General features: G+C 56.7%; 21 protein-coding genes. 11 read left to right on the top strand and 10 right to left on the bottom strand.

The window, feature by feature from the left end:
* The first annotated feature begins 8 nt into the window (after window positions 1-8).
* The 3 genes from M504_RS02740 to M504_RS02750 are packed head-to-tail and all read left to right on the top strand — an operon-like array spanning window position 9 to window position 1,787.
* Window positions 9-521 (top strand): hypothetical protein, encoded by a 513-nt coding sequence (locus tag M504_RS02740; RefSeq protein WP_156993448.1) that lies wholly within the window; start codon window positions 9-11, stop codon window positions 519-521.
* Window positions 511-1,074 (top strand): hypothetical protein, encoded by a 564-nt coding sequence (locus tag M504_RS02745; RefSeq protein ID WP_156993451.1) that lies wholly within the window; start codon window positions 511-513, stop codon window positions 1,072-1,074. Before M504_RS02740 ends, M504_RS02745 begins: the two co-directional genes overlap by 11 nt.
* 23 nt (window positions 1,075-1,097) lie before the next feature.
* Entirely contained in the window at window positions 1,098-1,787 is a 690-nt protein-coding gene (locus tag M504_RS02750; RefSeq protein ID WP_047487698.1) for a M48 family metallopeptidase, read from the top strand.
* On the opposite strand, the gene M504_RS02755 is transcribed toward M504_RS02750, so the two are convergent.
* A complete protein-coding gene (locus M504_RS02755) occupies window positions 1,784-2,611 on the bottom strand; it encodes a prolipoprotein diacylglyceryl transferase (RefSeq protein ID WP_047487701.1) in 828 nt (275 codons plus the stop codon). The genes M504_RS02750 and M504_RS02755 overlap by 4 nt on opposite strands.
* 62 nt (window positions 2,612-2,673) lie before the next feature.
* Between M504_RS02755 and hpt the strand changes: the two genes are divergently transcribed.
* From hpt to M504_RS02780, 5 genes are all read left to right on the top strand, one after another.
* Window positions 2,674-3,231, top strand: coding sequence for a hypoxanthine phosphoribosyltransferase (gene hpt / locus M504_RS02760; protein WP_047493198.1), 558 nt, complete (start codon window positions 2,674-2,676; stop codon window positions 3,229-3,231).
* Between the two features lie 103 nt (window positions 3,232-3,334).
* The gene (locus M504_RS02765; protein ID WP_052200271.1) at window positions 3,335-5,551 is read left to right on the top strand and encodes a penicillin acylase family protein; all 2,217 of its coding nucleotides are present in this window, start codon (window positions 3,335-3,337) and stop codon (window positions 5,549-5,551) included.
* Between the two features lie 21 nt (window positions 5,552-5,572).
* Window positions 5,573-6,034, top strand: coding sequence for a GyrI-like domain-containing protein (locus tag M504_RS02770; protein WP_052200273.1), 462 nt, complete (start codon window positions 5,573-5,575; stop codon window positions 6,032-6,034).
* A gap of 32 nt (window positions 6,035-6,066) precedes the next feature.
* Window positions 6,067-7,368 carry a carboxypeptidase-like regulatory domain-containing protein gene (locus M504_RS02775; protein WP_047487704.1) on the top strand — a complete coding sequence of 434 codons (1,302 nt, stop codon included), beginning with the start codon at window positions 6,067-6,069 and terminating at the stop codon, window positions 7,366-7,368.
* Window positions 7,369-8,198: 830 nt separating this feature from the next.
* Entirely contained in the window at window positions 8,199-8,534 is a 336-nt protein-coding gene (locus tag M504_RS02780; RefSeq protein ID WP_156993454.1) for a hypothetical protein, read from the top strand.
* A 205-nt stretch (window positions 8,535-8,739) separates the two neighbouring features.
* Here the strand turns inward: M504_RS02780 and M504_RS02785 are convergent, their stop codons facing one another.
* From M504_RS02785 to lnt, 7 genes are all read right to left on the bottom strand, one after another.
* Window positions 8,740-9,186 (bottom strand): hypothetical protein, encoded by a 447-nt coding sequence (locus M504_RS02785; protein ID WP_047487708.1) that lies wholly within the window; start codon window positions 9,184-9,186, stop codon window positions 8,740-8,742.
* Window positions 9,187-9,805: 619 nt separating this feature from the next.
* Complete coding sequence (locus tag M504_RS02790; RefSeq protein WP_232296133.1) at window positions 9,806-11,830, bottom strand: protein-disulfide reductase DsbD; 2,025 nt, start codon at window positions 11,828-11,830, stop codon at window positions 9,806-9,808.
* Between the two features lie 115 nt (window positions 11,831-11,945).
* Window positions 11,946-12,347 (bottom strand): CoA-binding protein, encoded by a 402-nt coding sequence (locus tag M504_RS02795; protein WP_047487714.1) that lies wholly within the window; start codon window positions 12,345-12,347, stop codon window positions 11,946-11,948.
* The gene (locus M504_RS02800; RefSeq protein ID WP_047487717.1) at window positions 12,344-12,850 is read right to left on the bottom strand and encodes a DinB family protein; all 507 of its coding nucleotides are present in this window, start codon (window positions 12,848-12,850) and stop codon (window positions 12,344-12,346) included. Before M504_RS02800 ends, M504_RS02795 begins: the two co-directional genes overlap by 4 nt.
* A 70-nt stretch (window positions 12,851-12,920) precedes the next feature.
* Entirely contained in the window at window positions 12,921-13,394 is a 474-nt protein-coding gene (locus M504_RS02805) for an acetyltransferase (RefSeq protein ID WP_232296134.1), read from the bottom strand.
* A protein-coding gene (gene prfB / locus M504_RS02810; protein WP_198137509.1) for a peptide chain release factor 2 occupies window positions 13,381-14,509 on the bottom strand; the annotation gives its coding sequence in 2 pieces (ribosomal slippage) (window positions 13,381-14,439 and window positions 14,441-14,509; 1,128 coding nt in all). Before prfB ends, M504_RS02805 begins: the two co-directional genes overlap by 14 nt.
* Before the next feature lie 7 nt (window positions 14,510-14,516).
* Window positions 14,517-16,073, bottom strand: a complete 1,557-nt coding sequence (gene lnt / locus M504_RS02815) for an apolipoprotein N-acyltransferase (protein WP_052200278.1) — start codon at window positions 16,071-16,073, stop codon at window positions 14,517-14,519.
* 56 nt (window positions 16,074-16,129) lie between these two features.
* Here lnt and M504_RS21980 point away from each other — a divergent pair, with 56 nt between their 5' ends.
* The 3 genes from M504_RS21980 (at window position 16,130) to M504_RS02825 (ending at window position 19,140) form a co-directional block, all read left to right on the top strand.
* On the top strand, window positions 16,130-16,291 hold the full coding sequence (locus tag M504_RS21980) for a hypothetical protein (RefSeq protein WP_156993457.1): 162 nt from the start codon (window positions 16,130-16,132) through the stop codon (window positions 16,289-16,291).
* A 110-nt stretch (window positions 16,292-16,401) separates the two neighbouring features.
* Window positions 16,402-18,765, top strand: coding sequence for an APC family permease (locus M504_RS02820; RefSeq protein ID WP_047487720.1), 2,364 nt, complete (start codon window positions 16,402-16,404; stop codon window positions 18,763-18,765).
* Window positions 18,766-18,885: 120 nt separating this feature from the next.
* Window positions 18,886-19,140 carry a hypothetical protein gene (locus M504_RS02825; protein WP_047487723.1) on the top strand — a complete coding sequence of 85 codons (255 nt, stop codon included), beginning with the start codon at window positions 18,886-18,888 and terminating at the stop codon, window positions 19,138-19,140.
* A 70-nt stretch (window positions 19,141-19,210) separates the two neighbouring features.
* Here the strand turns inward: M504_RS02825 and M504_RS02830 are convergent, their stop codons facing one another.
* Together M504_RS02830 and M504_RS02835 are read right to left on the bottom strand one after the other, a co-directional pair.
* On the bottom strand, window positions 19,211-19,729 hold the full coding sequence (locus M504_RS02830; RefSeq protein ID WP_232296135.1) for a class I SAM-dependent methyltransferase: 519 nt from the start codon (window positions 19,727-19,729) through the stop codon (window positions 19,211-19,213).
* A gap of 166 nt (window positions 19,730-19,895) precedes the next feature.
* A complete protein-coding gene (locus M504_RS02835) occupies window positions 19,896-20,228 on the bottom strand; it encodes a polymer-forming cytoskeletal protein (protein WP_047487725.1) in 333 nt (110 codons plus the stop codon).
* Between the last annotated feature and the right edge of the window lie 15 nt (window positions 20,229-20,243).

Here is a 20,243-nt window from a genome sequence, read left to right on the forward strand (position 1 = left end):
GGTGTGCTATGCAGTTCGCAGTACCCTCGCAGTTCCGGTCTCATGTATTTCCCCCTTCGCTTCCCTCGCGACTCCGCGCCGCCGCATGCTGTGGCGCCATGATGGCTCTTATGCCGCTGGCTCTCCATGCTGCGGATAACCTCGCCACGATCGATCCCTCAATGATTGCCACGCTGCAACTGCGCGCGGAACAAGCGGCCCCGCGCGATCAGATGCAACTGTTCGCCGATCTGGCGGACAAAATCAGCTTGCTGGCTACGAAACAGATTGCTGACGGTGACGAAGAACACGCGCAGGCCACGCTGAAGCAACTCGAAGCCTGCACGGCGCAGATGGAAATTACCCTGAAGCTCGACAGCAAAGGCATGAAAAAGGCTGAAATGCTGTTGCACACCACGAATCGGCGATTGAAAGATCTGGTGCGCGAAGCTTCCGGCGACATGAAGCCCATGGTGCAGTCGGCACTTAAGCGACTGGATCAGGCGCAGACATCGTTGTTGAGTGCGGTCTTTGCCAAGTAAGCAAATGGTGGCGAAGCGCGTTCTCCGCATATGTGGGTGGCTCTTACTGTGTGCTCTTTCCGCACATGGTCAAAGGCATTCCACGGCCATCTCCGAAGCAGAAGAAGAAAAGATCCGCGATGCCGCTGCCGACCCGGCGCAGCGCGTGGTCGTGTTTCAGCAGATCATCGAAACCCGCGTGCAGCGCATGCAATCCATCCTTGCCGACAAGCGCGCACAGGGCCGCCGTGAAGATCTGAAACAGAACATGGACGAGATCTCCGGATTGGTCGACGAATTTGAAGACAACCTTGAGGAGTACGACAAGGCGCATCGCGATCTACGAAAACCGCTCCCAAAACTCGTCACAGCTATGGAGCGGTGGGAGAGCGTTCTAAAGCAACCCCCCGTAGACGATAGCTATGAGCTCACGCGAAAGCTCGCGTTGGAAACTGTTGCGGACGTAAAGGCTGAAGTCACAGAAATGATCCCGGCACAGGCCGCATACTTCAAAGCGCATCCGCCAGATAAGAATGCGAACCCAGGCGGCGTAGGCGAAGTTCATCACGAATAACGCGCCCATTTACACTACTCGTAGTGACACCGTTGGAACTGCAACAGATCTTTCAGGTTGCGTATCGCGATCTTCGACCGCGTGCGCCCATGCCCCCGTTTGAAATCAAATTTAGGCGATTCGTCTCGCTCAATACCACGATCCGGCTGCGCGAAGGCCGACTGCACGTAAGTCTCTCTGACTTGCTCGAAGGCGCTCCGCCATCCGTCCTCCAGGCCATCGCGCACATCCTTCTTGCCAAGCTCTACCGCAAACCGATCGAGGCGTTTCACAACGATCGCTATCGCCGGTACACGCAATCCGAAGTAGTAAGCAGACAGGCAGAACAAGCGCGACAAACGCGTGGCCGCAAACAGATTCACACGCATCTGGGCCACTATTACGACCTGGAAGAGGTCTTCGAAACCATCAATCGCCGCTTCTTTCACGGCTTGTTAGGCCGTCCTGTGCTGACATGGAGCGCACACCGCGCCCGCAGAATGCTGGGCCACTACGACGCCGCACACAACACCATCGTGGTGAGCCGCATCTTCGACGGCCCCAAGGTGCCGCGTTACGCGATTGAATACCTCATGTACCACGAGATGCTTCACCTGAAACATCCAGTGCGCGTACGTGCCGGGCGTCGCTGCGTCCACTCGCGCGAATTCCAGGCCGAGGAACGTTTGTTCCCCGAACTGGAAGAGGCGAAGGCTTTTCTAAAACAGCTTTAAACGCCTTCGGCAGTTTCGGGCGCAAGCTGACGCTTTGCCAGCGCAATCAGAATCAGTCCAATCACAACCGTCGCCAGCGCAGCCACCTGGGCATTGCTCATGCCCAGATACAGCTTCTCGTTGCGACGAATGATCTCCACCAGGAAACGGCCAACGCCGCTAATGGCAAGGTATTCGCCAGTAAGCTGACCAACAGGCAGGTTCTTCCGCCCACGAACCCACAGGTACCAGCCAAGCGCCAGTGAAAATAGGAACTCGTACACCGGCGTTGGGTGAACGCGCAGATCCGGAGGATTCGGCTGTGGCGGATCCAGCGCGTCGTCATGAATATGAACACCCCACGGCAATTTCGTGGCGATACCGTAGTCGCCATCGCCAGACGTAAGGCAGCCAATACGCCCCACACCATAACCAACGGCAGCCGCCGGAGCCGCAAAATCAAGAATGCGGACAGCGCCAATCTTCAGCGAACGCCCCTGCCACATCAGCGTTCCCACGCCGAACAGCAGACCGCCGAACCACGCAAACCCTGCCTGGAACCAATGCAGAAAACGCAGAATCACCTGTCCCGGCTCATGCCATCCGGGCAGAATGATCTCCTCCATCTGCATACGCAGGGCAAAAGGATTCTGCAGTTCGTGCCAGACTTTGGCGCCGATCACACCGGCAATCATGACCGTGGCAACCACCACAATCGCATCTGCGGTAACGCCGGCGCGTACAAAGGAACGGTGCAGCACCCAGGCCGCGGTCACGGCCGCAAGCCACATCAGGATGCCAAAGGTGCCCAGGGTCACTGAGCCGAGGTGAAGATACGGAAACATGCGCTTCACCCAGTATATCGGGGATGAACCGTACAGGGCGTCAATCGGTTACGCTATACCTCATGGCACAGCCCACCACACCCGCAGTTCCCGCCTCCGAATGTGACATTCTCTTTTCCGCCGCCGAGATCGCCGAGCGCGTCAAAGCCATCGGCAAACAGATCAGCGACGACTACAAAGGCGAAAGTATCGTCCTCGTTGGCGTGCTCAAGGGAGCCGCAATCTTCCTCGCTGACCTCGCGCGAGCCATTGAAGTGGACAACACCTTCGACTTCGTCGCAGTGTCCTCATACGGCAAAGGCAAGACCTCCAGTGGAGCAGTCAAGCTCATTAAGGACCTCGACACTCCCATTGAAGGCAAGCATGTCATCGTGGTGGAAGACATTCTTGATACCGGCCTGACCCTCAGCTACCTGCGTCGCCTCATGCTCCAGCACAAGCCCGCATCGCTGAAGATCGCCACCTGCCTCGACAAGCCGGAGCGCCGTCTCGTTCCCATCGAAGCCGACTATGTCTGCTTCAGCATCCCCAATCGCTTCGTGATTGGTTACGGCATGGACTACGCAGAAAAGTATCGCAACGTAGCAGATATCCGTCTCTTCCCAGAAGACAAGGCATAATAACGAACCGCCATCGCAAAGATGGCGGTTCTTGCAGATATCCCCCATCTGTTAATCTCCCCTCAGTACCCCATTCATCTCAGCGACACACGAGGAGCCGTCCATGCCCTTGCGCCGCCGTATTCTCTCTGCTGCCCTCATCGCAGCCGCGTGCCTCCCTGCCCTTGCACAGCCGAAGTACAAGCCGCAGAAAGGCTCTGAGATTCTCTGGGATAAATGGGGTGTCCCGCATATCTTCGCCAAGTCGACGACGGACATGTTCTACCTCTACGGCTACGCGCAGACCGAAGCCCACGGCGAACTCCTGATGCACGTCATGGCCGGATCACGCGGCCGCTCCAGCGAAATCTACGGTCCCGGCGACGGCGACAAAAACCTCAAGACCGACCGTTGGGTCTTGCTCAATGAAGTCCCCAAACGCTCGCAGTTGTGGCTCTCACAACAGACACCTGAATTCCGTGGCTACCTCGAAGCCTTCGCCGCTGGCATCAACGCCTACGCCGCCAAACATCCCGACAAACTCAGCGCCGAAGCCAAGCAAGTCCTGCCCATCACCGCGCTCGACATCGTCCAGCACACGCACCACTTCGTCAACTTTGAGTTCGTCGCCAGCAACCGCCTCATGAACGCGCGCGATACCGAAACAGCCGAGCTTCGCATGCCCGAATCGCCTTACTCGCCCACCAACATGGACATGCAGGACGGCTCCAACGGCTGGGCCATCGCGCCCTCACACACCGCCAGTGGCAACGCAATGCTGCTCATGAATCCGCATCTCGCCATGGCCGGTGAACAAAGCTACTTCGAAGCGCAACTCGTCGCGCCCGGCATCAATCTCTTCGGCGCATCGCAGGTCGGACTGCCCGTCATGCGCTTCTGCTTCTCTGACTACGTCGCCATCACCAACACCGTGAACACCAACAACGGCGCGCTCCAATTCGCCATCAAGGAACAGGACGGCGGCTACCTCTACGACGGCAAAGTCCTCAAGTACGAAACCGCACAATATCCCTTCCGCATCAAGCAGAAGGACGGCAGCCTCACCACCGAAATCGTGCAGGTGCAAAAGACCGTCCACGGCCCCATCGTCCGCCGCGACAACGGCACGCCCATCGCGCTGTACGCCGCCGGCCTCGACAAACCCTTCTTCCTCGAGCAGTACTGGAAGATGGACACCGCGCACAACCTAGCCGAATACCAAACGCAACTCAAGCGCCTCGAAGTCCCCATGTACAACATCCTGTACGCGGACCGCGACGGCCACATCGAATACCTCTTCAACGCCAACGTCCCACGCCGCACCGGCGACTGGGCCATGTGGACCAAGCCCGTCGACGGCTCAATCTCCACCACCATGCCGCACGGCATCCTCAGCTACGACGAACTCCCCAAGCAGGTCGACCCCGCCAGCGGCTACGTGCAGAACTCCAACCAGCCACCCTGGGACGCAGCATGGCCCACCATGATCGACCGCGCAAAGTACCCAGCCTACGTCTCATCCTTCTTCCCGCTCTTCCGCTCCGACCGAGCCCTGCGCATGCTCAGCGAAGACAAGAAATTCACCTTCGACATGCTGCTGCAAAAGAAGTTCTCCACCCGCATGGAGATGGCCGACCGCATGATGGACGATCTCCAATCCGCCGTCGCACAATACGGCTCACCCAAGGCAAAGAAGGCCGCCGAAATCCTCAAGAACTGGGACCACACCACCGAAGCCAACTCCCGCGGCGCATTCCTCTTCTACGTCTGGGCACAAAAATTCATCGGCACCACCGTCGGCATGCAGACACCCAAGTCCATGCAGAACTTCGCCGTCCCCTACGACTACAACCAGCCACTCACCACGCCACGCGGCATCAAGGACCCCAAACTCGCCGCGCAGATGCTTGACGCCGCCTACGACGAAACCGCCAAAACCTACGGCGCCCCCGACCGCCCCTGGGGCGAAGTGAACAAGTTTGAAATCAACGGCCAGTCCGACGGCAACACGTCCGCCCCACGCGGCGAAGCCATCAACGGTGTCAGCCTCCCCGGCAACGGCGGCCCCGGCAACCTCGGCATCTTCCGAGTCATCACCTGGGGCCCCATGCTCAACGGCACCAAAACCCCCGTCCACGGCGACGGCTTCACCGTAGCGCTCGAATTCAGCAAGACCGGCATCAAGCAGGCAAAAACCTTCGTCTACTACGGCGAATCCTCCCAGCCCGGCTCGCCCTTTCACACCGACGAACTGCCTCTCGCCGAAAAGAAACAGTGGCGCGACGTCTGGCGCACCCGCAAAGAAGTTCTCGCGAATCTATCTTCCAAAGAAGCGTTTTAAGCGCTACCTTAGCTCGCAGCCATGCAATATGCCGTCACGTCGAAAACCGTAGGCCCGCTCACTTTGGCATCGTGTCGCGTATCCACTCACGCGAAGGACATTCCAACCACATGGAAGCCCGCGCTCGACACCGTGTGGGCCTTTCTGCGCCAGAATCAAGTGCCAAATACTGGTCGCAACGTGTTCCTTTATCACCATCCAAACCAGCACAATAGCCCTCTCGTCGTTGACTTCGGTGTGGAGGTCCTCGCCCCCTTCGAGGCTCAATCCCAAATCCAATGCGTCCAGACACCCGAAGGAGAGATCGCGCAAACCACCCACTTCGGCCCTTATTCGCAACTTCCTGAAGCACACGCCGCAATTCACCAATGGTGCCGCGCCCAGCAACGGCGCATAGCCGACGCTTCGTGGGAAATTTACGGGCATTGGAACAACGATCCGGAGAAGCTCGAAACCACGATCTGTTATCTACTGGCGAAGTAATGTAAGGCGCCGTCCAGTTAAACTAAAAGGCGATGCGTCACTTCCAACTCAAAGCCCTCGCGGCGCTCCTCGCGCTGCCGTTCTCCGCATTCGCCGCCAGCACCATCACCGGCACCGTCACCAACGGCACCATCAACAAGCCGTCCGCGGGCGACACCGTCACCCTCATCCGCCTCGCGCAGGGCATGCAGGAAGCCACGCACACCACCTCTGACGCCAAGGGCCATTTCTCCCTCGACGTCCCCGACGAAGGCATCCACCTCGTCCGCGTCACCCACGAAGGCGCGAACTACTTCAAGCCAGCACCTCCAGGAACCACCTCCGTCGACATCGACGTCTACAGCGTCGCCGCCAAAGTTCCCGGCGTGCGCCTCGAAGCAGACGTCATGCGCCTGCAGACCGACACCGAGAACAAGAACCTGCGCATCGTGCAGCACTTCTTCCTCAAGAACGAATCCACACCGCCCAAGACACAGTTCTCCCCGGAAGCCACCTTTGACTTCACTCTGCCTGAAGGCGCAGTCATCGAAGGCGGCGCGGCACAGGGCCCCGGCGGCATGACCGTCCAGTCGCAGCCCATGCCGTTGGCAAAGAAGGGCCACTACAGCTTCAACTTCGCCATCCGTCCCGGCGGCCAGACCCAGTTCCAGGTCAGCTATCACGTGCCGTACTCCGGCAACATGAAGCTCACCCCCACCACCGTCATGCCTGCAGACAACGTCATCGTCATGATGCCGAAGCAGATGAAGTTCGATGGCGGCAGCACGCCCTGGGCGCCCATTCAGGACGAGGTGGACGCGCAGACCTTCGTCGCTCGCAACCTCGCCGCAGGTGATGTGGCAGAGTTCACCGTCAGCGGCAACGGCCAGCTTCCCAAGCCCACGGACACCACCGACGGCTCCGCCGCACAGCCCGGCGCAGCAGGTGCCCCGCAAGGCCCCATGCAGGCGCAGCCCACCGGCCCATCGGCTGAGAAGCCCGGCGGCGGCCTCGGCACCCCCATCGACACTCCCGATCCGCTCTCCAAGTACAAGTGGTGGATCATCGCAGGCGTGGGTCTCCTTCTCGCAGCAGGCGCAGGCTTCCTGCTCTCACGTCCGCAAAACACACCCCCAACCACGCCCGACGCAACCAGCGGCCCCACCACGGCCTCCGTTGTCCCGTCCCACGCCAACGTTGCTCCCGCCAACCTTCTCAGTGTCCTGCGCGATGAACTCTTCCAACTGGAAAGCGACAAGCTGACCGGCAAGATCACCGAAGAGCAATACGCCCGGGTAAAGCCAGCACTTGAGATCGTTCTGCAAAACGCACTCGAACGCCAGAAGAACACATAGTCACAAAGCACTTCCAAACAAAAGCCCGTCATCCAGAACCAAGGATGACGGGCTTTTTATCGTGAGCAAGCAAAGCGTCCACGATGGGCTCCGTGCCAACAGCGAAACTCTAACGGCCAAAGGCCGCCCACCAGCGAAGCTCCTACGATTTGAAGAATCGTCATCCTGAGCGAAACGAAGTGAAGCCGAAGGATCTGCATTCCTCTCCCTCACGAGGATGCGAGTGCCCCACGTCTCGCGTTTGAGACGTGGGATCGAAAGGTTCCCCAAAAACCGGGGGCCTTAGGTTCGCGAAGCTAACTTGGGTATCGCACAGCGATCAAACGCCATGGCCACGACGAAATAGTCAGCGCAACAACGAACGCAAGCGCCAAAGGCGCGACAAGATATTAGCCTAGGCCGAAGGCCTAGGTAGGCCAGCACCCGCGAAAACAAAGGGCCAAAGGCCCGCTCTATCGTTTTCGCTCAGCCACAAATCCTCATCAGCCAAAAACCAGACTAGCTTCGCAAAGCGAAGCTCGAACGGCCAACGGCCGAAACAAAGTGAGCCGCAAGATCGAGCCTGTTACGAAACTTACCGAGCGATATTTTGCGGGACTGATTGCGGACGACAAGCCGACTTATCATTACCGATCTACCACCAGCTTCCGCAAACGCAGTTTTCGGCGAACTGAGAGGGAATGAGATAGGCTGCGAGCATGCGGAAAGAGCCTATACAGGTCATCATGAGGTATTTCCTCGTCGGTGTAGCTGCGGCTGCTTTGGCTTCTACAGTAATGGGATGCGAACACTTTCCTGAGGCAACATTCCGATTAGCGAGTGAGTCTAGGTTGCCCAAATGGTTCGCGATTCCGCCGGGACTTGCACGCGCCGACGTTTCGATAACGATGAACTATTACGTCACGCCGTCGGGAAGGACTGCGTCGTTCGTATTGCAGAACTCTAAAGGCACGGTCCTCAAGAAGCTGTATGGCAGCGGCTCATGTGACAGGCCTTTCACACCGAAGAATCCTCCTCAAGGGTATCCCTCTGGTTATCCCGCTTACGAACGAGTCACGGTCAACGGCATGACCGAGATGATCGAACACAGAAAGATGGAGCCGATTTTCTACATATCGGATGACGCTGCTATCGAGAAGGACTTTGCGGAGACTGGTTGCAGATGACAGTGCTGCTGTGGCTGGACAAATAATCCAAGGCAGCTTCCGCAAACTCGAGTTTTTAAACTGTGCGCATCAGTAACGAGAAACGCGATTAACGTCATCAAAGTAATATTGGCGATAAGCCGACTAATCATTACTGATACCTGTCCTCGGCAGTCTCGAAACTTAGAAGTTTCGGGACTGCAAGTGAGCTGCTGAAAAGACCACTTCACGGGAGCTTACGCCCCCCGAAGAGTGCAGAGAGTCGAGCCGAGATCGTTTGAGCCTTTTCCTCTGACCGCAGCCGTATCCGTTGGGTTGCGAGTCCGGGGACATAGTTGCAAAGGCGTTTGGTTTCCGGTCCTAACCAAGGAGCTAGTCGTTCTTCGTGTGAGGCCCACCCGAGCCACTCGCCTACTTCGACCTTCATTAGCGTCGCTAAGGAGTTGTCATGGCGCGCAGCGACCGAAGCGTCTTCCATAAATGCAGAGATCGGAAGGATGGCTCCTAAGTTTCCCTCTTCTAACGCTGCTGTCAAAGCAGGTATGAGGATTGAGCCGAAGACGATGTAATGAATCGCTTCGTCGTCTCCCATATATGCAAACTTTGCACGGTAGATCGCCTCAAGCTCAGGAAACCGGTTGAACAACTCGGGCACCACCGTCTCATAGTTCATGCAGCGAGAATATCGGCAACGGTGATTCGTGAGAACGGCGCTATCAGAAACTCCGACTTGTCCCGAAAAGGGTGAAGTTTCGGGATGATGCAACAGGCCGCTGATGAAGCGGAGTCGTGTGTCCCACAAGTCAGTCCCGATAAATGCTCTTCTCATCACCAGAGTGATACGCGAGGAGTTCCGGCCACCTCGTTCCGCGTGATTTGAGCAGCTAATGGTGAGACGATGTCCTCGGAAACGCCAAGCTGACGCAGCCGCTACAAGAAGAACTGAAAACCGCGCGGCCACCAAAACAAACAGGAGCATATCTTCCACCCCGCGCGCCTAGCAGAAGCACGCGGCTGGCCCCACGCCGAAGGCATCGAGAACGGCACGAAGTGCTGTCAAGCCCCCTGACCATCCAACCCCAACAAACCAAAAGAAATAAACTTGGCATGGTATTTCCACGAAACCACTAAAATAGAAACAGAAGAGAAAAGGGCCGCGCATCGCGCGGCCCTAACTCGTTTAGAAAGACGATCTTGCCTCTAACTCCAATGGGCAGACGATTTTGCAGCCACCAAAACCGTAAACCCAATAGAAAGACGATTTTAGAAAACACAGGGGGAGGGGGCCCTCCCTACTGTTTCAAATCCTTCTCCAGCGCATTCAGCACAACACTCTTGCTCAGTACTTCCGGCAAGACATCAGGCGCTGCGGTTGGATTCGCCGGATAAACGATGTACGTCGGAACACCATCGCGTCCGGCAGATTGCAATGCCGTCGTGATCTTCGCGTCGTACTGCGTCCAATCCGCTTTCATCGCCACCACGTTCGGCTGCGTCAACTGCTTCTCCACCTCGTCGGAATTCAGCACCACACGCTCATTCACCTGGCACGACAAGCACCACGCAGCCGTGAAGTCCACGAACACTGCCTTGCCCTGCGAACGCGCCTTGGCAACAGCATCCGCATCGAACGGCTGCCAGGTCACAGCGCTCTTGGTCTCGCGGGAAGCGTACAGCGGCACGCCAATGGCAAGCAGGCAAAGCACCGCAGCCACTGCTGTACTCCACTTACGAACCGGCCAGCGACCAAGCGTCCACGCCGCAATCACCACCAGCATCAACCCGCCAAGCAGCATCGACATAGCGAAGATGCCGTTAGAGCCGGACAAACGACCGTAGATGTAAACCAGCCAGATCACCGTGATGAACAGCGGCAACGCAGTGATCTGCTTTAGCAGGTCCATCCACGCACCAGGCCTCGGCAGCAGCCGCACCCAGGCCGGATTGAGGGTCAGCAGCATATAAGGCGCCGCCAGACCAAGCGCCAACGCAGTGAATACCAGGAAGGTCACAGGAGCAGGCTGCGCCAACGCAAACCCGATCGCCGCTCCCATAAACGGTCCCACACAAGGCGTAGCCACCACCGTAGCCAGCACACCGGTGAAGAAGCTACCGGTGAAGCCGCTCTTGTGCGTCAGCGAATCACCCGTGCTCGTGAGTGACAGGCCAAAGTCGAACATGCCTGCAAGCGACAGGGCGAAGAAGAACAGGAAGCTCGCCAGCACCAAGACAAATCCCGGCGACTGCAACTGGAATCCCCAACCAAGCTGCCGTCCTTCGGCGCGCAAGGCTAGCAGCGCCGCAACCACCAGCCAGAACGAGGCCACAATGCCAAGCGTGTACGCAATACCATGAGCGCGCACTTGGTGCTTCTGCGACGACGACGTCTGCAGCAGCGACAACGCCTTCAGGAACAGCACCGGAAACACGCACGGCATCAGGTTCAGCAGTACACCACCGATGAAGGCCAATGCAGCAGCGCCAACCGCCGTCGCCGTACCCAGCTTCCCGGAGCCTGCATGCACCGGCGGAGGCCCAGGCAGAATGGGCACATCAATCTCGTAGCTCTCCTCTGTGGCCAGTTTCAGCACGCCGACCAACTGCTTCGGCGGAGTCTTGGCATTCGGCGAGCGCTGGAAGTGGATCTGCGCTCCGTTGTCGAGGATGTCGGTCTCGATCTGCGCTACATCGGCGATCACATCCGGCTCTGCCGGGAAGAACTCGGCATCCGTCTCGCGCGTACCGGTAATCGCGGTCAGGACGATATTGTCCCCGACCGTGCTTGCCGTAACCCGGAAGCTAAGCGGCAGTGGCTTCGGCATCCCCTTCAGCGCCGCGCCAAGTTCGCCTACCTTCTCACCGTCATGGCTGACGATGGTTCTGGCGGGAACCACCTTCAGATCTAGTCCCAGATTCGCTCTGCCCGGAATGCAGACCTGCTTGCACACAAGCCAACTGATCTCGGCACCCAAATGGGCATTGCCAGCCTTATCCACCTTGGGCTTCGGCCCCGCCTCAACAGTCACGGGATAGGCCACCGAATCCTGGTAGCCGTAGTCCACCGTGGTATCCAGCGGCAACCGGTCCGGCGCGGTGAACTGCAGTGGCCCGGCGGTAATGCCTTCCGGCACCGTCCACTTCACCTTGGGAGGAAACCCGGCAAAGCCGGCATTCTTCCAGTACACATGCCACCCCTCCTCCATGGAGAAGACGAACGCCACCGTCTGCGTACCATCGGCGGCGATCTGCGGCCCGGCAGAGATCATCTCCACCGTCAGGTGCTGGGCCTTGGCAGGCCCGGGGCCCCCATTGCCCACAACAGTACCAATCTGCGCAAAAAGACAACCCGGAAAAAGGGTTAGCAAAAGGGCGGCAAGGAGGCGGAATCTACGGAGTGAGAACATTGCAATCATTGTAGTGGCGCGGCGTAACTTAGCGAGTACGCATCCGATGCTCCACCATAATGCAATGATCCATCACGACGCGAATCCCCGCAGCTTCTGCCTTAGCCGCAGCCTCCTCATTGCGAATTCCCTGCTGCACCCACAGAGCTTTTAACCCGAGCGCAATCATCTCGTCCACAATCGCGGGAATCGCTCTGGGTAGGCGGAAGACATTCACGACATCCGGCTTCTCTGGAAGTTCGCTCAGCGATGCATAGCTCGTCTCACCCAGCACAGACGGGACGGCCGGGTTCACCGGCAGAATCTTCTTCCCCACCCGTTGCATATAAGCAGACACAAAGTGACTCGGCTTCGCAGGATCATCTGACAACCCGACCACCGCAATCGTCTTGGCCGCCAGCATTTTCTCGATGTCTTCGGAAGAGTTCACGCGTGGCCTTTCTTCGGCTTCCATGCCCCCAGGAGACGTCGCGCCATTACCAGTTCACCCGTGTGATAAGCCTCATGATCTGCAACCAATAGAGACTCACGCAGCAGATTCTGACTGCCATCGCCCCATGAAAATGGTTCGATCAGATCGCGCTCTGCCAACAACTTTTCAAAGGCAGTACGATCTTTCTTCAGCGATTGCACGCTGGCATCCCATGCCTTCTCATCAGGCGGCTCCGGCGACTTCGGCCAGTAATCATCCGGCCACTTCAATTCCTTGTAGCTGCCGTCTGCATTGCCACTGAACTCAAGAATGTCTTTCTGCGCAATGCGGATGTGTTCCAGCAATTGCCACGGTGAATACGGCAATCCTTCCGGCACCTTGCCCTGTACATCAAATGGCACGCCGGCTACTGCATCATCAAGCTTTGCATGCGCCTGCCCACCGTCCAACAGCGCCTTCAATTGTTTCTTTAGTTCGATTTCCAGCGTGGAGTTAGCCATGCAGCATTGGATGCCAGCTATTCCACGGAGAAACATGTTTTCAACGTGAAATAGCTGCTGAGCATAGCTCTCAGGACGCCGAACGTAAGTGAATCAGAGGATAAACGCGCCCCTGCCCATCCCGTTCCGAACGCCCAATCGGCACAAAGCCGAGATGCTCGTAGAATCCAACAGCCTGCAGGTTCTGCTCGTTGACATCAGTAAAGATCGGAGAGCGCAGCGATAGTGCATGCTGTACCAGAGCACGGCCTACACCTTCACCCCGACTCACCGGATCGATGAACAATGCTTCCATTCGATCTTCGTCAAGCAGCATCCACCCCAAAGGTTTGTTGTGTTCATCCACAACAACCCAAAGCGGCGCGTCGGGCAGAAATGAAACGACCTCTGCCTCAATGGCAACACGATCTTCTTGCGACAAGAAATCATGCGTCGCATCGACGGCATCTCGCCATATCTCTAAGACACGATCAACATCGTTCTTCGTCGATCGTCTTATCGTTCGCTGCTGAAGACGTTGAACCATTGAATCAATCGATGTCATCGACCATCGCTGCGGGGATATTGCCCTCACGACGCATCTTGAGATAACCGCGGATGAACGGCTGCAAATCGCCGTCCAACACGCGATCCACATCGCCTACTTCTACGCGCGTGCGTAGATCCTTGGCCATGCGGTATGGCTGCAAGACATACGAACGAATCTGCGATCCAAAGTTGATATCCAGCTTCGAATCTTCCAGCTTCTTGCTCGCTGCACGCTTCTTCTCAAGCTCGAATTCATACAGGCGCGAGCGTAGCATCTTCATCGCCTTCTCTTTGTTCTTGTGCTGCGAACGCTCGTTCTGACAGCCCGCGACGATACCGGTAGGAAGATGCGTAATACGCACGGCAGAGTCCGTCGTATTTACGTGTTGCCCACCTTTGCCCCCGGAACGGTAGGTATCAATGCGAAGCTCATCCGGCTTGATGTCGATCACGATCGAGTCATCAATTTCCGGAGACACAAAGACAGACGAAAACGAAGTGTGTCGACGTTTCGCTGAATCAAAGGGTGAGATACGCACCAGCCGGTGCACGCCCGTCTCGCCACTAATCAAACCAAAGGCGTTATCACCAATGATGGTGAATGTCGCCGACTTGATGCCTGCTTCATCGCCATCCTGAATTTCGTTGATTTCGGTCTTGAAGCCATTGCGTTCGGCCCAGCGCAGATACATACGCATCAGCATCTCCGCCCAGTCCTGGCTCTCCGTTCCGCCTGCGCCCGGATGCACCGTGACGATGGCGTTCAACGGATCACTCTCCTGCGAGAGCATCGTCTTCGCGTCAAGTTCTTCTGCAAAGCGATCAATCTCTTCAATCGACTTCGCCAGATCGGCTTCTACATCCTCGCCTTCGCGGGCCAGGTCGAAGTAAGCCTCCACATCCTCGCTGCGACGCGATAGTTCGGCATCGTCCGCAAGCAATGTTTCCAGGCGCTTTCGTTCACGCATCAATGGCTGCGAACGCGCAGCATCGGCCCAGATCGCGGGGTCTCCAATCTGCGATTCAACGGCTTCCAGTTGCTGTTTGAGTTTAGGCGAGTCAAAGATACTCCCGCAGATCGTGCACGCGGGCACGAACCGGGGAGTACTGGTATTCAAGATCAGTCAACATAACTTCTTCAGTCTATCGCGATGCTCTGCCGCGTCAGCCCATACAGCAAAACCAGCGCAGAAATCCCTGCACAGATGAACGCAAAGACATCGCCGTATCGCGTGTAGAACGTGAGGTCATGGAGATAGTCAAAATGCATGGCAGCAGCACCGCGCTGATGACGTTCCATACGCTCCACCACGCGACCGTTCGGATCAATCGAAGCCGTTATGCCGTTATTGGTATCGCGCAATACCCACCGATGGTTCTCGATAGCCCGCATTCTGGCCATGTTGATGTGCTGGAAGGGTGCACTGGTATCGCCATACCAACCATCGTCGGAAAGGTTCGTCAGCACCTCGGCACCGTTGGCCACAAATAGCCGAACCTCGTCGCTAAAGATGGACTCATAACAAAGGAAGACACCGTAGCGATGGCCATCGGCGCCCAACGGTACACGGCTGCTCCCTCGATCAAAGGTGCCCACGGCCTGCGTGAGGCCACTTGCGAACGAAAAGAGACCGGCATAAGGGGTGAATTCGCCGAACGGTACAAGATGAATTTTGTCGTATCGCCCGACATATCCCTGGGTGGGGAGAAATAGAGCCGCCGAGTTGTATACGTGGTAGCCGCGCCGTTCGTTTGGGGCGGCCTCTATGCCAATCGCCCCCGCAATCAACGGCGCATGCACCGCCTCAGTCAGTTGTGCGGCCACCGAGGTAAAGTCTTGCCGATTTGTATAGAACGGCGAAGGAGATTCCGGCCACAGCACAATACGTGTCGGCGAATCATCCAGCGAAGCAGCCTGCAATGAGAGCCCAGCAAAGTTCCTTGCCAGCGTGCTTGCATCGTCCGACTCTTCTTGTCCTACGGAAAGATTCGGCTGCATCAGAACAGCCTTTTGCGAACCCGCCTGACGCTGAGGCGCCATCCATCCGCCAACATTCTGCACACCTGCCGCCAACACTGCCCCACACAATGCAACAACAGTGGGAATGCGCCTACGTGGCATCACAACGGCCGCGGCAATCGCTGCGTTTACAGCCATCAACACGAAACTGATGCCGTAAACACCAGTCAATGGAGCCAGTCGGGTTAATGCATAGCTATCAACCTGCGCGTACCCCAGCAAATTCCACGGGAAGCTGGTGATACGTGCACGGGCGAGTTCAACACCCACCCACAAAAACGGCGCAGCCATCAGCGCCGCTGCAATCCCTGCCTTACGCGTCGCTGCCAGCAAGCCGGCAAACAGTGCGTGATAGAGCCCCAGATAGAGGCAGAACAATACCATCACCAGCGCCGCGACCGGAGCCGGTAAACCTCCATACACATGCATGGTCGAGTAGACCCAATAGCAGGTCCCCAGGTACCAGAGCACTCCGCTGGCATAACCCACGGCGGCGCACTTCCACGCGCTCCAGGTGCGGCCTTCCACCAATAAAAGCCATAACAACGGCACCAGCGCGAACCACGAGAACGCGGACCGCCACACCGGCAACGGCCCGGCAACGGGAAAAATCACCACCTGTAGAAAACTGGTAAGAAAAAGCGCGGCAATAGCCCGCATGGAGAGCAGTCGCATCGCGTGGAGTCTAGCATCCCTCGCCAATCCACGTGTTGCGATTACAATGAAGATCGATGCTGGACCTGATCATTCGCGGACTATCTCACGTGCTCATCCCCATGTTCCTTATTGGTATGGGAGGGTCGGCCATTGTCGTGGCAATTACCCTGGTCAAAGACATGCACGATTTCTTCGCTGACAACGGCGAACAGTCCAGCGCTGACAATCTGCACTAACTCCCCACGACATCATTGACTGATATCCCAGCCGGCAGTAGACTCACCGCTGGGCGCTTTTTCGCGCGTGCAGGTTCTTGGGCACATTAAGCGAGCAGGCCCGGTACAAGATGGCGTCGAAACGCACTTACACACCACCCGTTCCGAATCGTGTTCGCCTCGTGGTCGCATCCTCTGTGATGCTGACCTTCATCTCCTTTTGGCGAGCGGCCGCCATCGTTCTCAACGATCTTGGATCTTCTGCTTTTTACGCAGGTGGCATTGCGGAAGAAGCCGTGGGCAAATCGGCCCCCTGGCTCATCCTGGGCACCATGTTCTTCTCATATGCGGTGCGAGCGGTATACGTGGAGAGCTGTTCCATGTACACACGCGGCGGCGTCTACCGCATTGTGAAGGAGGCTTTGGGAGGCACCTTCGCGAAGGTCAGCGTCTCCGCGCTGATGTTCGATTACGTCCTCACGGGACCAATCTCGGGTGTGTCGGCCGGACAATATATCGTCGGTCTTCTTAATGGCCTCTTATCCCAGGCAGCAGCTTCGCCTAAATATCATCATTGGGCTGTGAACGCTGCGGGGGTACCGCACCAGTTCAATGTGAACCACACCTCGGCGTTCATCGCCATTCTGATCACCATTTTCTTCTGGTGGCAGAACATCAAGGGTATTGAGGAATCGAGCGAAAAAGCTCTCACAATCATGAAGGTCACCACTGTCATGGTGATCATTCTGATCGGCTGGGGCCTCTTCAGCGTCGGACATATTGGAGCTACGCTTCCTCCCTTCCCAACACCAGCAAACTTCAAGTTCAGCCCGGATGCGCTGGGATTCCTCAGACATACTCAGTTCGCGAAAAACCTCGGGCTGTTTGGCATCCTGATGGCCTTTGGCCACTCAGTACTTGCGATGTCCGGCGAAGAATCGCTGGCACAGGTCAACCGCGAAATTGAACATCCCAAGCTGAAGAATCTGAAGCGCGCCGCTCTGGTCATAGCGATTTACAGCATGGTCTTCACCGGCCTGGGTTCTTTGCTGGCCGTCATGCTGATTCCGGATAGCGTCCGCGTCAGCGTGTATCGCGACAACCTGATCGCTGGAATGGCCATGTACATGGTCGGTCCCTTGGCGATCCGTGTCGCGTTCCGAGTGTTCGTCGTCATTGTCGGCTTCATGATTCTGGGCGGCGCCGTGAACACGGCCATCGTCGGTTCCACAGGCGTGCTGATGCGCGTGGCCGAAGATGGCGTACTCGCCGATTGGTTCCGCAAACCACAAAAGCGCTTCGGTACCAGTTACCGAATCGTGAATATGGTGGCACTGATTCAGCTATTCGTAATCGTGGTAACACGCGGTGACGTCATCATGATCGGCGAAGCGTATGCCTTCGGCGTCATCTGGAGCTTCACGTTCAATGCGCTGGCAATGCTCGTTCTTCGCTGGAAATATAAAGGGGAACGCGGCGCGAAGGTGCCAGTGAACCTTCGGATCGGCAAGACCGAGTTACCGATCGGATTGTTCTGTGTCTTCCTGGTGTTGTTCACCACAGCGGTCGTCAACTTATTCACGAAATCCGTAGCTACCGTCAGCGGAGTTATTTTCGCCATCGGGTTCTTCATCATCTTCTCTTTGTCAGAACGGGACAATAAGCGCCGTCATAAGCAGACAGAGCGTCAGATGAAGGAACACTTCCAGTTAGAGCATTCGGAAGAAGTGGGCCGAGATGATCTTGCGATTCGTCCTGGTGGCGTGTTGGTCACCATGCGCGATGCTGCTACACCACACGCCTTGAAATGGGCTTTGGCCCGCACAGATACTGACGAACAAGACATCGTTGTTCTTGCTGCCCGCATGATGGGCGCTGGTGGGCCTGAATATGTCGACGCTTCAGAACAGCTCTTCAGCGAACACGAACAGATGTTGTTCACCAAGGCTGTATCTGTCGCCGAAAGCTTTGGTAAACATATCGGCCTCGTCGTGGTCCCTGCTGGCGATATCTTCGCCGCCATTGTTCGTACGGCAAATTCATTAGATGTGGCCGCAGTAGTATCCGGTCTGTCTACTAAATTGACCGCACAGGAACAGGCTTATCATGTTGGCCAGGCGTGGGAGACACTGCCTGAGCCGAAGCGCCAGTTCACCTTTTACGTTGTTCCACCAACGGGTGAGGCAGAGAGCTTCCATATCGGACCTCACGCACCTACCATTCCTGCAAGCGATGTTCAGCTCGTACACAGGCTCTGGTTAAATATGCGTCGCGATCCTCACATGGATGATCTGCACCACTCAGACATCGTGTCCTTCGCGCTAACGCGCCTCGCAGCGTCATACGCAAACGATCGTACCGTGACATCACAGCAGTTGCGTGCAGCCATTGATGATGGCAGCCAGAGGCGCGGACTCGGAGCAGTCTCCCGTTTTGAGGACACGGATGAAAGTCCGGGATACTCCCTTACTGCGTCTCGTACGGATAGTTTTTAATTAGATAACAACTGATTACCGATATCCTTAGCTTGTGTTACTCCAATCTGTATCCAAATACGCAGTATTTGGTCTAAACTTTGTCTCAATGAGCATCTATGCTCTACGGAGGGTAACTACTTGGAAGTAAATCGTATTCTTGCAGAGATCGATGCGCAGATTGCCAAGCTGCAGCAGGCGCGTGCATTGCTTGCTGGCGGCAGCAGCACTGCCCCAGCGGTAGTAAAGAAGGCCGTGGGACGTCCGCGCAAGAGCATCACGACATCTGCTTCTAAGGCGACTCCGAAAAAGCGCACCTTGAGCGCAGAAGCACGTAAGCGGATTGCCGACGCTCAGAAGAAGCGTTGGGCAGAAACCCGCAAGTCGCAGAAGTAAGAACAAAATTTATAAACGGTAATCATCAAAAAGGGGGAGGCCATCGGCCTCCCCCTTTGATGATTGCTGTCTATCGGGTCACAAGTACTTCTCGCAGATTGTCCTTCGCCAAAAAGAATTTATAAGTAGCGAAGTCATGGAAAAGTTGTTCGATCTGGCGGTTGGTCATCGTGTCTCGGACCTCGGCCTCTGCAGCAAATTGTGTATCCACTTGTCCATCGTCCCGAAGATGATAGCGTTGCAGGCCGGTCTCTGGTTTCACGTGAAAGAACGCCAGTAATTGTCCGCCGGGTTGCATCACTTCATGGATACGGCGCACGACTGCCGTACGCAATTCAGCAGGGAAATAATCTGCAGTATCCCAGAACAATACGGTGTCGAAGAGCCTATCCCCGAAATCCAGGTTTTCGCTTATGAAGTCTTCGGTCCGAAAAGGCGTCTCTGCGTCGGGCCGAACCCATTTGGGATCGGCAATATCTTCAACCAGGTTCGCCATGTACACGCTGTGTCCCATGGCCGTCAGAAAGTTAATATTCGTAGACGAGGTGGGACCGATATCCAATATGCGCAGCCCCTCCTGTTCACGCAATGACTTCTGGAGCTGGGTCCATCCACTGGATAGCCGAGGGATGCGAGCACTTGCCTTCGTTCCCGATCCACGTGCTTCGCTGCCGCCAAATAGACGCACATCCACCTCCACTGCTAGCGCCGGCGCATTGTGTCCGACTTATTAGTCTGCCCAGAGACAGACGGGGCTACTCTTTGGTGCCGCTGAGAGAAACTCTTCCCTGAATCGCAGAGCCTTCTTCAATCGAGAGTCTGGCTGCATTCAGATCGCCCATTAGCGAACCACCTTTACGCAGCTCCACGCGACCCGTCGCCGTCACGTTGCCTTTCACCTGACCGAGGACGATCGCATCATGCACATGAAGTTCCGCATCCACCTCAGCATCTGGGCCCACAGTAAGGCGGCTTTCCTTCAAAGTCACACTGCCCTGCAGCTTGCCATGTACGGTGACATCTTCCGCGCCCGAAATTTCACCGCGTACCTGAATTGATTTTCCCAGAACTGTTGATCCTTCTGCCATCGCTCGTACTCTCCT

This window comes from Terriglobus sp. TAA 43, assembly GCF_000800015.1.
Lineage (GTDB): Bacteria > Acidobacteriota > Terriglobia > Terriglobales > Acidobacteriaceae > Terriglobus.

Excerpts from the sequence above, each read along its gene's own strand:
- M504_RS02740 (WP_156993448.1), top strand. The coding sequence starts at position 9 with ATGCAGTTCGCAGTACCCTCGCAGTTCCGGTCTCATGTATTTCCCCCT.
- M504_RS02755 (WP_047487701.1), bottom strand. The coding sequence starts at position 2,611 with ATGTTTCCGTATCTTCACCTCGGCTCAGTGACCCTGGGCACCTTTGGC.
- hpt (WP_047493198.1), top strand. The coding sequence starts at position 2,674 with ATGGCACAGCCCACCACACCCGCAGTTCCCGCCTCCGAATGTGACATT.
- M504_RS02765 (WP_052200271.1), top strand. The coding sequence starts at position 3,335 with ATGCCCTTGCGCCGCCGTATTCTCTCTGCTGCCCTCATCGCAGCCGCG.
- M504_RS02770 (WP_052200273.1), top strand. The coding sequence starts at position 5,573 with ATGCAATATGCCGTCACGTCGAAAACCGTAGGCCCGCTCACTTTGGCA.
- M504_RS02775 (WP_047487704.1), top strand. The coding sequence starts at position 6,067 with ATGCGTCACTTCCAACTCAAAGCCCTCGCGGCGCTCCTCGCGCTGCCG.
- M504_RS02785 (WP_047487708.1), bottom strand. The coding sequence starts at position 9,186 with ATGAACTATGAGACGGTGGTGCCCGAGTTGTTCAACCGGTTTCCTGAG.
- M504_RS02800 (WP_047487717.1), bottom strand. The coding sequence starts at position 12,850 with ATGGCTAACTCCACGCTGGAAATCGAACTAAAGAAACAATTGAAGGCG.
- M504_RS02805 (WP_232296134.1), bottom strand. The coding sequence starts at position 13,394 with ATGACATCGATTGATTCAATGGTTCAACGTCTTCAGCAGCGAACGATA.
- lnt (WP_052200278.1), bottom strand. The coding sequence starts at position 16,073 with ATGCGACTGCTCTCCATGCGGGCTATTGCCGCGCTTTTTCTTACCAGT.
- M504_RS21980 (WP_156993457.1), top strand. The coding sequence starts at position 16,130 with ATGCTGGACCTGATCATTCGCGGACTATCTCACGTGCTCATCCCCATG.
- M504_RS02820 (WP_047487720.1), top strand. The coding sequence starts at position 16,402 with ATGGCGTCGAAACGCACTTACACACCACCCGTTCCGAATCGTGTTCGC.
- M504_RS02835 (WP_047487725.1), bottom strand. The coding sequence starts at position 20,228 with ATGGCAGAAGGATCAACAGTTCTGGGAAAATCAATTCAGGTACGCGGT.